Raw genomic sequence first — 13667 nt, 5'->3', positions numbered from 1 at the left:
GCGAGGCATGCTCCGTTCGATGTTAACCGGGACGGGCATGCCCGTCCCCCTAAACCTGCGTTAATCGATCCACCAGCCCACTGCGCCTTTGCGTGCGCATCTTCACTGCGGCGTTAAACACGCCTTTATCGGCGTACAGCGTTAGCTGCCGTTTGGCACGCGTGATGGCGGTATACACCAGCTCACGCGTCAGCACCGGCATGATCTGATTTGGTAACACCATCAGCGTATGTTCAAACTCCGATCCCTGCGACTTATGCACCGTCATCGCCCAGGCGCTGTCATGCGGCGGCAGGCGGCTCGGTTGCACAGCCTTGATGCTGCCATCGGGCAGTGGGAAAAACACTTTCAGCTGCTGCTCATCGTCCAGCATCGCAATACCGATATCGCCGTTAAACAACCCCAGCGCCCGGTCATTACGGGCAATCATCACAGGCCGCCCGACAAACCACTTGCCGTTCATCGCCACAACGCGGCGAATCAGCCCCGCCTGGCGCAGCGACTGCTCAATGCGTTCATTCAGTCCGGCAACCCCAAATGGCCCCTCGCGCAGGGCGCACAGCAGTTGGAATCGGCCAAACTCCGCCAAAACCTCAGCAGGCGGCGCTCCGGCGGCGAGCAATTTCAGATAGCCGCGATAACCCGCCACACAGTCATTCAACAGCTGCTGGTAATCCTCGCTGCTGCTCAGTGCCTGGCGACGAATATCCGTAAATCCACCGCTGAAGACCTGCTCAACCCGCTTCACCTCACCGGCGTTGACCGCCAGCGCCAGCTGACCAATACCTGATGACGCTGTAAAACGGTAGCTTTTCCGCAGCAGGCAGATCATATCGCGCACCACAGAAGCACTGGCATCCTCACGCCCGGCAACGTCACACCCCGTCAGACGCGTGAGTTCAGCGGCACGCTCCAGGCTGTAACCGAATTCGGCACAGCGGCAGATATCCCCCAATACGGCACCCGCCTCTACCGAGGCAAGCTGGTCGCGGTCACCCAAGAAGATCACTCGTGCCTGTGAAGGCAGCGCCGCGATCAGGTTAGCCAGCATCGGCAGATCGACCATTGAGGCTTCATCCACCACCAGCACGTCCAGATGCAACGGATTACCCCGGTGGTAACGCATGCGTTGGCTGCCTGGCAGTGCGCCCAGCAGGCGGTGCAGCGTGGTCGCCTCCGTCGGGAAACGGCTGCGAATCTCCTCGTCCAGCGTCAGTTCCTGTAGCGTTTTTCCCAGTGACTCCGTGAGTCGGGCTGCCGCTTTCCCGGTTGGAGCTGCCAGTTCAATCCGTGGCGCCGTCACTGATAGCTCAATCAGGCTGGCGAGTAATTTCGCCACCGTTGTGGTCTTCCCGGTGCCCGGCCCGCCTGAAATCACTGCAACCTGACGGGTGAGCGCCACGGCAGCGGCAATTTTCTGCCAGTCGTCAGGCTGCTGGCCGAAATAGCGGTCAAGCGTCTGGCGCACCTGCGCCTCATCCAGTGCGACGGCATGCTGCTGGCGCTGCACAAACTGCGCCACTTCCCCTTCGCTCTGCCACATCCGGTGCAGATACAGCCGCTGTTGATGTAACACCAGCGGCGTCGCTGACTCCCCGTTGCTGACGGCGGTTTGTGCCAGTAATGTATCAGCCCAGTCCTGTGGTGCTCCTGCCGCCTGCCACAATGCCTGCGCCAGCTCCGGGTGACGGCCGGCAAAAAAAGCCTCAGGATGCAGTTGGTCCAGCGGCAGACAGACGTGCCCTTCCCCCGCATCGCGACTGACCAGTGCGGCCGCCAGCATCAGCGCCGGTTGCTCTGCTGTCGCCACCATCTGCGCAAACTGCACATCAAGGGGCCGCAATAGCCGCAGTCGCTGCGCCTGCTTTAATCCTTCTGTCAGCGTCATGCGCCCTGCTCCGCGTTGTTAGCAAACAGCTGGTCAAGCGCAGTGACAAAGTCTGCCTGGGGCCGCGTGCTGTAAATGCCATTGCTTCCCTCCGTCCCGTCCAGGCCACGCAGGAACAGATAAATCACGCCACCGAAATGACGTTCGTAGTCATAGTCCGCCAGACGGTGCCGCAGATAGCGATGCAGCGCCAGCGTGTAAAGCTGGTACTGCAGGTCGTAGCGATGTGACTGCATCGCCTGCGCCATAGCCGGACGCGTGTAAGCGCTACTGTCCTCACCCAGCCAGTTCGATTTGTAATCCAGCAGGTAATATTTTCCCTGCCAGCAAAAGACCAAGTCGATAAAGCCTTTCAGCATGCCCTGCACCTGATAAAAATCGAGCGGCGGGCAGTCAGCCGAAAGCGGGTCCTGGCGCACCACCTGGTCCAGTGCATCAGCCGTCAGAAGACGTGAAATCGGCAGATAAAATTGCAGCTCAACTCGCCGGGCTTCAGGTGCAAGCTGATCCAGGCTCACGCCACTGTCATTGAGCGGCGTATGCAAAATACGCCCGAGCCAGTCATGCATCACCGGATGCCAGGCCTCGTCCAGCCCCTGACGACTAAGCTGAAGCGCCAGCCAGTCATCTTCCAACGGTGCGGTAAATTCGAGGGTTTCGAACAATCCATGCAGGAAGGTGCCCGGTGCCGCTCCGCGCGGGAAAGTGTGCGGCGTAAGCTGTGGTAACAGCTCATCGCTGGCTTCCCCCACCGCATCAACATCCAGCCGGGGCAGCAGGTCCAGCGCGGGCGCATGTCCGTGCTGTTGCAGGCCGGAATAACTGGTCACTCGCCAGTCATCGCGCAGGGTACGTTGTAACTGCTGGCTGCTCAGGCGCTGTGGGTCTTCGTGCTGTGGCTGCCACGGCGTATCGTCCGGTTCCTGCGGAATAACGACCGCGGTCGTATCACTTTGCAGGCTCAGCAGTGCCGTCCTTAATCCTGCGGCATCTGCCGCTTCGCCTTGCTGGATCAAGTAGCCCAACGCGCTGCGGTGCAGGTCGCTGTCGCCCTCTTTTTTACGTGTGCCTTTAATCAGGGGAGCAATACCGACGCTACAGTGGTAAACCGAGCGCGTCAGCGCCACATACAGCAAGCGCAGATCTTCTGCCAGCCTTTCCTGCTCGGCCAGCGCCACGCTCTCTTCCCCTTGTTGTAAGTCGAGCAACGCTTCGAAGGTTTGACGATCGTGATAAACGCCGTTTTCCGCCTCGCGGAAGTTGGCAACAAATGGCAACCACACCAGCGGATACTGTAAACCTTTCGATTTATGGATGGTGACAATCTGCACCAGGTTACGATCGCTCTCCAGGCGCAACTGCTGGTTAGCCACTTGCCCGTCCGGCTGTTCCACCTGCTGAGCGAGCCAACGCACCAGCGCATGTTCACTGTCGAGGGTGGCTGCAGCCTCCTGCAACAGTTCACCCAGATGCAGCAGATCGGTCAGACGGCGTTCCCCGCTGTCGGACGCCAGGAGGTTTTCCGCAATATGCCGTTTCACCATCAGATCGCGCAGCATCGGCAGTACACCGCGCTTTAACCAACGCTGGCGGTAGTCGGCAAATTCATCCACCAGGGCATCCCAGGCCCGTTCGTCCTGGTTCAGCGCATCCAGTGCCCGGGCATCAAGGCCCAGCAGGCTGCTGGCCAGCGCACTGCGCAGAACACGCTCCTGCTCCGGTGCCAGCACCGCCTGCAACAGCCACAGCATTTCGCGGGCTTCCGGTGTGGTAAATACGCTGTCACGGTTGGAGAGATACACCGAGGGGATTGCCAGGCCGTTTAATGCCTCACGCATCACCGAGGCCTCACTACGGCTACGCACCAGAATCGTGATATCCGAGGCACGCACCGGCTGCTGTTTACCGGCCTTACCGATCATCGCGGTGCCCTGCTGCCCGGCACTGAGCCAGCGGCGAATTTCCGCGGCACACTGGCGCGCCATAAACTGCTGGTAATCACTGACCCCAACGCCCTCGCCGGGCTGCAACCAGAACTGCAAAGCCGGCTGTTCTGCTCCCTCCAGGCTAAAGCTCAGAGTGGCGTTCGGCTCTGCCGGGCTGACGGTAATAAACGGGATATCATTGAATAAAAACGGGTTTACCTGGTGCAAAAACAGCTTATTAACGCCATCCACCATCGCCGGTGATGAGCGCCAGTTAGTCTCAAGCGTATAGTGAGCACTAACTTCTGCTCGCGCCTTCATATAGGTAAAGATATCCGCACCACGGAAGGCGTAGATAGCCTGTTTCGGATCGCCGATCAGCAGCAGTGCACTGTCTGGCTGCCGCGCATACAGCGTGTGGAAGATGCGGTATTGCTGGGGATCGGTGTCCTGGAATTCATCGATCAGGGCGACCGGGTAACGCTGACGGATTGCCGCTGCCAGCGCGGCCCCCCCCGGCTGCTGCAATGCAGCATCAAAACGCCCCAGCAAGTCATCAAACCCCATCTGCGCATGCAGGCGTTTCTCCTGCTGGGTCACAAAACGCACCTCGTGCAACGCCCGGGCAATCACCAGGTCGCGCAATGACAGAGGCTCTGCGAGGAAGGCATCAATCTGGTCAAACAACGGATGCCGTGGCGGCTCGCCTTTCTTGGTTTTATCCGACAGCACGCGCTGACCAAAACGCTCAAGGTCTTTCGCGACCTCATAGTCTTCCGTTGCTGCCTGCGCCCACTGGGTAATTTTTTCCAGCCAGTTAGGTAAGTGCTTACTACTGTAACTGCGCTTGTCCACACCGGAGGACTCAACCAGCGACTGCAAATCGCCTGCCGCCAGCCATGCCTGTTTCAGCAGGTCGATGTGGGCAATGATTTTCTCATGGCGCTGCTCCAGCGTTTCATCGCGGTCTGGCGCTGATTTGAGCGCTGGCGCTTCTCCCCCCAGCCACGGCGAAAGCGTTTTCAGCAGTTGCTCCGGCCCTTCCCACAGTTGACGCACCACGCGCGCCACTGGCAGCGGCAACGGATAGCAGTGACGACGCCAGAAATCGGCCGTTGCGCGACGGCGCAACGGGGTTTCGTCCTCAATCAACTCCTGTTCAAACAGCATGCCGGATTCAAAGGCGTTGAGATTCAGCATACGCTGGCAGAAACCGTGAATAGTAAAGATACCGGCCTCATCCATCTGCCGTTCTGCGGCCAGCAGCATTGATGCTGCCCAATTTCGGTCGGCGACTTCAGTCATAAGCTGTTTAAACATCGGGTTATGACTTTCACCGCGAACGCAGGCAATGCGCAGCTCGTGGATATTGGCACGGATACGCCCGCGCAGCTCCGCCGTTGCCGCCTCGGTAAACGTCACAACCAGAATCTCTTCCACTGACAACGGGCGACTGAACGCCGCTTCACCGCCCAACCCCAATAACAGGCGCAGATAGAGCAGCCCGATGGTGAAGGTTTTCCCGGTTCCGGCGGACGCCTCAATCAGCCGCTCGCCGTGCAGTGGCAGGGTTAACGGCTCAAGCCTTTCAGGCACCCGTTGGTTCATGGCTGATCCTGACTCACTGGTAATGATTGCTGCAAGGTAGAGAGATCCTTCCAGGTCTTCCAGCCTGATGGCGCAGCATAGTCAGCTTTGCCGTGGCGGCTGCCGGACACCTGGGACAACAACGCCAGCCCACTCGGCGCAATGACAGCCTGATGGAAGAAGTCAGCCAGCCCCTGCGGCGTTAACGTCTGGATCTGCGCAATCACCTTCTCGCGGGTATCGAAATGGTAGTTCTCACGATCGAAATCTTTGCTAAAGCGCCCGGCTTCCTCATCCAGCGTTTGCGGGCGCTGCTTCAGTTCGTTGATCATCGCAGCCTGATACTGAGCAAAATCTTCGTGGCTCATTTCACGCAGGCGCTTCTCAGCCGTTGGATAAAACGCCTCAAAGCGCTTCAGCAGATAAGCGGGTTGCTTCACGTTACTTTGCAGCAGGAAGCCGATGCCCCACTGACGGCCCACCGGCATCTGGAAGGAGAAGACCGCATAGCCGAGTTGCTCTTCCGTACGGAGCTGATTGTAGAACCACGGCTGAATAATCTGGCTCAGCATCGCACTGCTGGCCATACTCTGATACTCCGGGAAGCCCAGCGGAATATAGACGGCGGCCAGTGCAGAGTCGGTACTGCTACCGGGCTGTTGCAGGTTAGCCAGCACTTTTTTATCCACCGTCACGTGCTCACTGTGCCACCAGTCGCTGCCTTCGCAGTTAAGCTGATTTTTCACGTCAGTGGCCAGCTTACGCACGGCATCCGGCGTCATATTCCCTACCACCATCAGTTCCGGAGTGGATTGTTCCAGCAGCATTTTACGGTAGTCGAGTAGCTGTTGTAGCGTGATGGCAGGCACCAGTTTACGGCGTTCACTGCGTTGCGTGTAAGGCAGCTGTGACAGCAGTTGCGCAGGCTGAATCGCCAGCTCAAACGCTTTGCCTTTTTCGGCCGAATCCAGACGTTCCAGATACCAGGATTTCGCCTGTTCCAGCTGCTGTTCCGTTGGGGTAAAGCTGGCGTAACCGTCCAGCAGTTGGCCCATCAACTTCGGCAAACGCTGCGTGAACCCGCTGGCACTAAAGGAAACGCCGTCATCTTCACTGGTGGAGAAACTGATGCCACCGACAGAAGCCTGGGAACTCAGTTCATCCAGCGCAACCCCCGCCAGATAATCATTAAGCGCAAACAACACCTGATTTTGCGCGGTGCTCATTGACGCCTTGTTACGCAGGGCCAGGGTGATATTGGCCTTAGGCTCATCGGCGTAGTACTGGCTTGGCATGTAGAACACGCGCAGCCCTTTCTGATTCACCAACTCTTCCGGGCGCTGATACTTTTTATCGGCCTTGATCAGGCTGAAATCATCCGGGATGTAAGGGTTAAGAACCGGTAACGACAGGCTGATTTTGTCGCTTGCCGCCTGCCACTGATTAAAACGCTGCGCAGGAATACGATCGACCTGATAAGGCGCATCGACAAAGTAAGCGGTTTTATTGTGTGGCTCTTTCGGGCTGATAAACCAGATACGCGCATTTTGTGGCGTCATGCCATCCAGACGGGCATTAACCGCCTGCGGATCAAACTGGTCGGCAATATACGGGGCGACCAGCGTATCCTCGACCGGTACGCGCAGCATGGTATCCACCAGCCATTCGATGTAGTCCATATCGCGGGTAATCGACGGATAACGGAAGTCCAAATCCAGCACGTGGGACACTTCATCAAAGTAGCGCTTATCAATGCCCTGAGTACGCAGCGTTTTCAGGTAGCTGAATACGGCGGCAATCACTTCATCCCGGTTAGCCTGGCCTTTATCGGTCAGGGAGATAGCGATGGAGAACACGCCACCGTTGCGGTCGATCATCGGGTCAGCACCCGCACTGATGGAATCCGCCAGGCCCTGATTTTGCAGCCAGTCTGAGAGCGTATTTTTGCTGCGGTTACCAATCAGATACCCGATCAGCGTGTCCGTTTTGCTGCGGAATTTGTCGCTGTTGTTATCGATGCGGAATTCGATTTTCAGCTGCTTACGTGGCTGGGCCGGCACGTAGTGAATGATCACGCCTTTCTGCTGGTCGGTCACCACCGGAACGGTGATATCCGGCACCGTGGCATGGCGGTTTTCCACGCGCCCAAAGGTTGCGGCGGCAATTTTCTCCAGCTCCGGCAGTGGCTGATTACCGTAGATCACTGCCTTCATTAAGTTGGCGGAGTAGTAGCGATGGTAAAAGGCCTTCAGCGCATCGTGCAGTTTGCTGCCCGGTTTATCGCGCAGGGTTTCCAGATTCCCGCCAGAGAAGCGTGAGCTGGGGTGTTCTGGATTGAGAGTTTCAGCACCGACCTGCGCCATGCGCAGACCGTCACGCGAACGGGCCATCGTCAGCTCGGCGTTCACTGCATGGCGCTCGCGGTCAGCATTCACCGGGTCGAGCAGCGGTTCAGCGATAGCATCGGCCAGGCGGTCGACGGCGGGTTGCAGGGCATCGTTTTCCACTTCCAGGTAGAACGCGGTGCGATAAGACGCGGTGCTGGCGTTATGGCTGCCACCGTGTTTTTTGAGGAATTCAGCGAGGTTATCCGGCTGCGGGTAACGTTTTGAGCCCATCAGCACCATATGTTCGAGGTAGTGTGCCAGGCCAAGTTGATCGGTTGGGTTTTCCAGTGAGCCGACCGGCAGCGTCAGCGCTGCCAGCGATTTCGTGGCCTGCGCGTCGGACACCAGCAGAACGGTCATGCCATTATCGAGCTTAATGGCCTGATACTGGCGTGGGTCCTTCTCACTTTTACGGATGGTTTCAGTGAGGGGCTGCCAGCCGGTCTGAGCAAGTGTCAGTGGGCTGAACATCGAGACGGAAACAAAACAAGCTAACCAGACTGCATAACGACGCATTCAAACTCCTCAACGGGCTGGTGTTATCCGGCTTCCCGCCAGATGAACATCGGCTTACAAATTTCAGCGTACGGCTGTGTGACGTGACATACGCTAACACAATAAAAACACTACAGGATGTCGCCCTGAATGTCCTGAAAACATCAACTATTATGCACCAGTAACGGCAGCAACCACCGCTCTGCCTGCACGGCCATCTCTTGTTCGCTATTGCTATCCAGGGTACGCAGTAAACGTTGCAGATAGGGGTCTGTGCCCTCGCCGTCAACCTGATAATTTCCCTGCCAGCTCAGCAACAGTTTCCCGCGTGCTTTTTTCAGCGTTGCGTCATCGCGCAGCACCGCGCCGGCTTTCTCATCAAAGCAGGCTTTCAACCAGGCACCGCCGGATGCGGTCAGCAGCAGTGGCGCACACATGCCCTGACGATAACCGTCAACATACCCGGCAAGCTGCTGCTTTGCAGCAGTAGGGGCCAGCGGAGGGAAATGCCATTCGCTCTCTTTGCGTCCCAACATCCTGCTGCTGCCGGTGCCCCCCATCGAACAGTACACCAGGTGCTCCAGCCACAGCGTCAGGCCATCATTGAAGTTGAGAATACCGGGCCGCCAGCGCAGCAATCCGCTGTCCTGTACCTGGGGCAGCCAGCCGTTTAAGGTCACGCCCCCCACTTCCAGTGCGATCTCCCAGCTCTCAGCCGCCGCCCGCAGTTCACGTACGCGCCCCGCCAGCTCGCTCATCTCCTGCTCCTGTTCCTGCCAGAACAGTTCGCCAAAGGCCCCATAGGGTAACGCCCCGGCGGCGCGCTGACGGGCATACAATCGTTCGCTTTCACTGCCCTCAATCAGGCTGTTAAGCAGTTGAGTGTTGACCTGATAGCGGCTCAGACCCTGTAAAGAAAAAGGTTCCGCATCGGGCAGCCCGGTCTCTTCAAGATGGAAGCTGACCCCAAGACGCAGGCTGAAAAAAGCCCTGACCGGATGGCGCCAGAAGCGCACCAGCTTGTCGAAGCTGAGCTCATCCGTACTTTCATCAGGCAGTGCCTGCATAAACGGCGGGTGTGCCGTCCCCTGTGCGCTGGCAGCAGGGAGCCATTCAGCGGCAAAGCTGCGGAACTCCGATTCAGCGCTGAAGTTTTCCGCGGCAAAGGGCATCCGGCTATGCAAATGGTGCAGATGCTCCACGACGGCTTTTGCGCTGCTGTCAACATCCCGATCGCGGTCCTGCTCCAGGCAGAAGCTCTGACTGATGTATTCCACTAATTCACTGACCAGCACAGAGGGGTAACGTTCCGTATTATCCTGAATCGAGCGGCCGATGTAGCTGATATACAGCTGTTGCTGCGCCGAGTTCAGCGCTTCGAGGAACAGATAACGGTCATCGTCACGGCGACTACGGTCCCCCTTCTGCGACTGCTGGCTCATTAAGTCAAAGCCCAGCGGCGGCAGCGTACGCGGATATACGCCGTCGTTCATTCCCAGCAGACAGACGACTTTAAACGGGATCGAACGCATGGGCATCAGAGTACAGAAGTTAACCGGGCCGGCGAGGAAGCGCTGGCTGATGCGCTGCTGGTCGAGGCGTGACGACAGCTCATCACGCAGTAGCGTCAGCGGCACGGCCTGCTGATAACCTGCCTCCACGCCGTAGTTGATCGCCTGCTGCCACTGCTCTTCAATCAGCGTCAGCGCCGCTTCGGTTTCTGCGTCACTGGTAAAGAAATCATCCAGCATTTGGCGGCACAGCGGCAGCCAGTGCTGGAGTTCACGGGGTTCACTCAGCCACTGCCGCCAGCGGTTGAGCTGCATCAGCAGTTCAGCAAGGTTTCCGGCCAGTTCTGCAATCAGCCCGCTGGATTCATCGTAAGGCAGGATACCCTGCCAGTCCCCGGCCTCGCTGTTCATAGCATAGCCCAGCAGCATACGCGTCAGACCAAAATGCCAGGTGTGCTGGCCGGTAGCAGGCAGATCCAAATCGCGCACGCTGTCATCATCAAGCCCCCAGCGAACGCCGGACTCCGCAACCCAGTGGCGCAGCAGACGTAATCCTTCTTCATCCACGGTAAAACGGCTGGCGAGTGCAGGCACTTCCAGCAACGCCAGCACATCCTCGGCGGTAAAGCGGCTTTCCGGCAAACTGAGCAACGAGATAAAAGCCTGCAATGCAGGGTGCGCCTGGCTGGCACGGCGGTCGGAAATAGCAAACGGCAACGCGCGATCGGCCGGAGCATTGCCAAACACCGCCTGAATAAACGGGGTATAAGCGTCAATGTCAGCCACCATGACGATAATATCGCGCGGGGTCAGCGACGGGTCGTCAGCCATCATGGCCAGCAGCCGATCCTGGAGCACCTCCACCTCGCGCTGTGGGCTGTGACAGAGGTGGATCGCCACCGAACGATCTTCAGGGGAGAGCACCCGCTTGCTACGACTCGTAGACCATTCACTTTGCTTCAGGCCAATCGCGGCATGATCTTCCAGCTCCAGCAAATCCCGCTTCAGGGCATGCAGCAGGTTTGTCGGCTCAATATCGACAAAGGCAAAGACTTCATTCGGTTCCATTTGCGCCAGCAGGTACAAATTGTCACGCCCCAACTTGCCCCAGGAGGCCAGCAACGGGTTACTCAGCTGCTGTTCACCGCCTTCATTAAACAGCCCTGGGGCTGCATCGCTGTCACGAAACTGGGGGATCTCGCGGTTATCCTGATAATGGCGACGATGGCGGCTTTGTAATTTTGCCAGGAAACCATAATCCTGAATGTCGCCCCAGTAGTGACGGCAGGGATTCGTGAAAAGCAGATGGATATCAATATGTTTACCCAAAGCCTGGAGGGCTTGCAGGTAAACCGGCGGCAGTGCTGAGATACCACAGATAAACACACGATCGGGGAGGTTAGCCGGGCGTTCACCGCTGTTGTCCAGCCGGGCAATAAAGCGCTGATAGAGGTTGGCACGGTGCCATTCTGGCTGGCCGAGTTTATCCGTGTAGTCAACCAGCGCAGCCCACAGCGGTGCCTGCCAGCATTGGGATTCCCCCAGATCATCCACCAACTGCCCTTTTTCCCAGCTGTTCAGCCAGTGAGGGCGATAGACCAGATACTGGTCAAAGAGATCCGCCACGCGGGACGCCAGCTGGAACAGCTTACGGTCGTCGCCATCGCTGAGATAATGACGCAGCATTTCAAATTCTTCACCGCCCAGCATTCCGGGCAGGATAGCCATCAGCTTCCAGCTCATGCTGGATTTATTAAAGGCACTCTCTTTCGGGATCTCCGGCAGCACGCGGACAAACATGTCCCAGATAAAACTGGCGGGCAGGGGAAAGTCGATATTCGCGGCAATGCCGAACTCTTCGGCCAGCGACATTTGCAGCCACTGCGCCATGCCCGGGCTTTGTACCAGCACCACTTCAGAACGCAGTGGATCGCCCAGCGGCTGGTTTTCTATCTGCCAGCACGCCAGTGTTTTTAGCAAATCCAACTGATTGGAGTGGTACACGGTAAACATACAAATATGCCCTTAAACAATACGCCGGAGGCTACTGTAACCCGATAAGCCCGGCTTGCAAATGTCACTATGTTATCGGTTTCTCTCATCGCACTGGAGGTGCGTCAGTTCGGCACGCCGCCCGGCGGGGCTGATTGCCTGCACGGTGATCAGTTGGCAACCCTGTGGGCCGCTACGTGACTGTTGCTGTATTTGCCAGCCTGCGGTCGCCTTACCCTCTCGTCGCTGGAAAGCCTGCCACCAGGCATCGCGCTGCTGCCACTGCCAGTGGAAACCCTGCCCCAGCACCTGCTGGTAGTGCAGCAACGCCGTGTAACTCAGGCTGAACAACAGCAGAGAAAACAGGATTTCCACCAGGCTAAATCCCTGCTGCGTGCGACTAGTTGACATCGCAGGCCCCCTCCCCGGTCAAGGGGCAGTAATCCAGCCAGCCGTGCGGCTGTGCCTGTAAAGTCCCGTTCGCTTGCTGACCGACCCAGCGATAAAGTGCCAGCGTATCTGGCCCACTGTCACCGCGCAGTAATTGATCAACGGGCTGAAAACAGGCACGCCAGTGATGCTCCACTTGCTGCTGGCAATGCCACTCTTCAGCCGCAACCCAGTGCAAACGTTCGCCCCAGGCCAGGGCGGACATCGCCCCGGTAAACTGCTGAAGGTAATGTCGTTCATCGCCCACCTGGCTCATTGAATCATCAAGCTGCCGTCGTGTGGTGTTCAGCATCAGAGTTCCCATCAGCAGGATCATCATCACCATAACGAGTGCCCCGCTACCCCGCTGTGTCGATGTCTGCATCACAGATTCTCCGCCGTCAGCCAGTGTTCCAGATCGCGCACGATACCCGGATCGCGCTGCGCAAAACCACTGAGGCTGACCTTGATCTGGCGCCCTGTCTGGACCAGCTGAAAAACACGGATGCCAACGCGCCGGGGGTCATTCAGCCTTTCCCAACCGCCGCCCTGGCAGTCTGTGACGCCACGCTGCATTTCCAGACTGGTGCCACGCAGACGGTAACCATAAACTTCACTGTCCTCACGCCCCGGCGCTTCCCAGCGGCCATTACTGTTTTCATCCCAGCGCACCAGCAGGCATCCCGCTGAGATGTGTAACCCGGGTTGTGCAGCATCACGGCAGTTGCCGTGGCAGTACCCGGCACGCCGCACGGCTTTTTCCAGGGTGTGCATGATCTGCTGAAGATCCTCATGCAGTTGGGTCTGCATCATGAGACGCAGGTTTTGTGCCTGAAGCTGCGGCAGCGTGCGCGCCGCTGACAGCATTAACATGCTGCCAATCGCCATCGCCATCAGCATTTCCAGCAGCGTGAATCCCTGGGCCTTCATCGACAGTTCTCTTCAGAGGGTGAACAGATGCGTACCCGTCCACGAGACGAGACAACAATCCGCCGCTTACCGGCTGCGTTGCCGATTAAAATACTGCCGGGATGGGCGGTATTTTTCTTGCCATAAAACCCTAAATCGCTGGTGACCAGCTCAACGCTCACGCCGGGGTGCGGTGAACGTAACGTATGTTTTGTGATGCTCAGACAATCTGCCGTCCCCGCCCCCAGGCACCAGCGCCCGGCGGATTTCAGCCACAAGAGATGCACAGTATTGTGCCAGTTGGCATCACTGCGCAGCCGTTGCAGCAGACGCTGGATCTGCTGGGCACTGTCGTTCAGTTGCTGCCGCTGCTGCCAGCTGTGCCAGCCGCTCCATGCGCCCAGGCTCAGCAGACTGACAATCGTCACTACCACCATCATTTCCAGCAGGGTAAACCCGCGCACGTTTTTCGTTTTCATGCACGACAGTGTGCGCTTTCCGTTCGCTCAAACCAGCGGCAGTTGGCAGGGTTGCGCGCCGTCTT

The 13667-nt window shown here is 58.0% G+C and carries 8 protein-coding genes; all 8 read right to left on the bottom strand.

Annotated features, from left to right (window positions below; all coding sequences use genetic code 11):
• Window positions 1-49: 49 nt before the first annotated feature.
• The 8 genes from recD to FY046_RS16990 all read right to left on the bottom strand — a co-directional run bounded on the left by recD (window position 50) and on the right by FY046_RS16990 (window position 13602).
• On the bottom strand, window positions 50-1888 hold the full coding sequence (gene recD, locus FY046_RS17025) for an exodeoxyribonuclease V subunit alpha (RefSeq protein ID WP_159337928.1): 1839 nt from the start codon (window positions 1886-1888) through the stop codon (window positions 50-52).
• On the bottom strand, window positions 1885-5421 hold the full coding sequence (gene recB / locus FY046_RS17020) for an exodeoxyribonuclease V subunit beta (protein WP_421505269.1): 3537 nt from the start codon (window positions 5419-5421) through the stop codon (window positions 1885-1887). Before recB ends, recD begins: the two co-directional genes overlap by 4 nt.
• Window positions 5418-8303 carry a pitrilysin gene (gene ptrA, locus FY046_RS17015; RefSeq protein ID WP_227535006.1) on the bottom strand — a complete coding sequence of 962 codons (2886 nt, stop codon included), beginning with the start codon at window positions 8301-8303 and terminating at the stop codon, window positions 5418-5420. The genes recB and ptrA overlap by 4 nt, the downstream gene beginning before the upstream one ends.
• A 143-nt stretch (window positions 8304-8446) precedes the next feature.
• A complete protein-coding gene (gene recC / locus FY046_RS17010) occupies window positions 8447-11806 on the bottom strand; it encodes an exodeoxyribonuclease V subunit gamma (RefSeq protein ID WP_446186307.1) in 3360 nt (1119 codons plus the stop codon).
• A 72-nt stretch (window positions 11807-11878) separates the two neighbouring features.
• Window positions 11879-12196 (bottom strand): prepilin-type N-terminal cleavage/methylation domain-containing protein, encoded by a 318-nt coding sequence (locus FY046_RS17005; protein WP_133846075.1) that lies wholly within the window; start codon window positions 12194-12196, stop codon window positions 11879-11881.
• Window positions 12186-12599 carry a DUF2509 family protein gene (locus FY046_RS17000; protein ID WP_133846076.1) on the bottom strand — a complete coding sequence of 138 codons (414 nt, stop codon included), beginning with the start codon at window positions 12597-12599 and terminating at the stop codon, window positions 12186-12188. Before FY046_RS17000 ends, FY046_RS17005 begins: the two co-directional genes overlap by 11 nt.
• The gene (locus FY046_RS16995) at window positions 12599-13150 is read right to left on the bottom strand and encodes a prepilin peptidase-dependent protein (RefSeq protein ID WP_133846077.1); all 552 of its coding nucleotides are present in this window, start codon (window positions 13148-13150) and stop codon (window positions 12599-12601) included. The genes FY046_RS17000 and FY046_RS16995 overlap by 1 nt, the downstream gene beginning before the upstream one ends.
• Entirely contained in the window at window positions 13141-13602 is a 462-nt protein-coding gene (locus FY046_RS16990; protein ID WP_133846078.1) for a prepilin-type N-terminal cleavage/methylation domain-containing protein, read from the bottom strand. Before FY046_RS16990 ends, FY046_RS16995 begins: the two co-directional genes overlap by 10 nt.
• Window positions 13603-13667 lie beyond the last annotated feature (65 nt).

Source organism: Erwinia sp. 1181_3 (assembly GCF_052824965.1).
This window is presented reverse-complemented; position numbering and strand designations above follow the sequence as displayed.

Bases quoted from the DNA above. Each gene is read 5' to 3' on its own strand.
- recD (WP_159337928.1), bottom strand. From the start codon at position 1,888: ATGACGCTGACAGAAGGATTAAAGCAGGCGCAGCGACTGCGGCTATTG.
- recB (WP_421505269.1), bottom strand. From the start codon at position 5,421: ATGAACCAACGGGTGCCTGAAAGGCTTGAGCCGTTAACCCTGCCACTG.
- ptrA (WP_227535006.1), bottom strand. From the start codon at position 8,303: ATGCGTCGTTATGCAGTCTGGTTAGCTTGTTTTGTTTCCGTCTCGATG.
- recC (WP_446186307.1), bottom strand. From the start codon at position 11,806: ATGTTTACCGTGTACCACTCCAATCAGTTGGATTTGCTAAAAACACTG.
- FY046_RS17005 (WP_133846075.1), bottom strand. From the start codon at position 12,196: ATGTCAACTAGTCGCACGCAGCAGGGATTTAGCCTGGTGGAAATCCTG.
- FY046_RS17000 (WP_133846076.1), bottom strand. From the start codon at position 12,599: ATGCAGACATCGACACAGCGGGGTAGCGGGGCACTCGTTATGGTGATG.
- FY046_RS16990 (WP_133846078.1), bottom strand. From the start codon at position 13,602: ATGAAAACGAAAAACGTGCGCGGGTTTACCCTGCTGGAAATGATGGTG.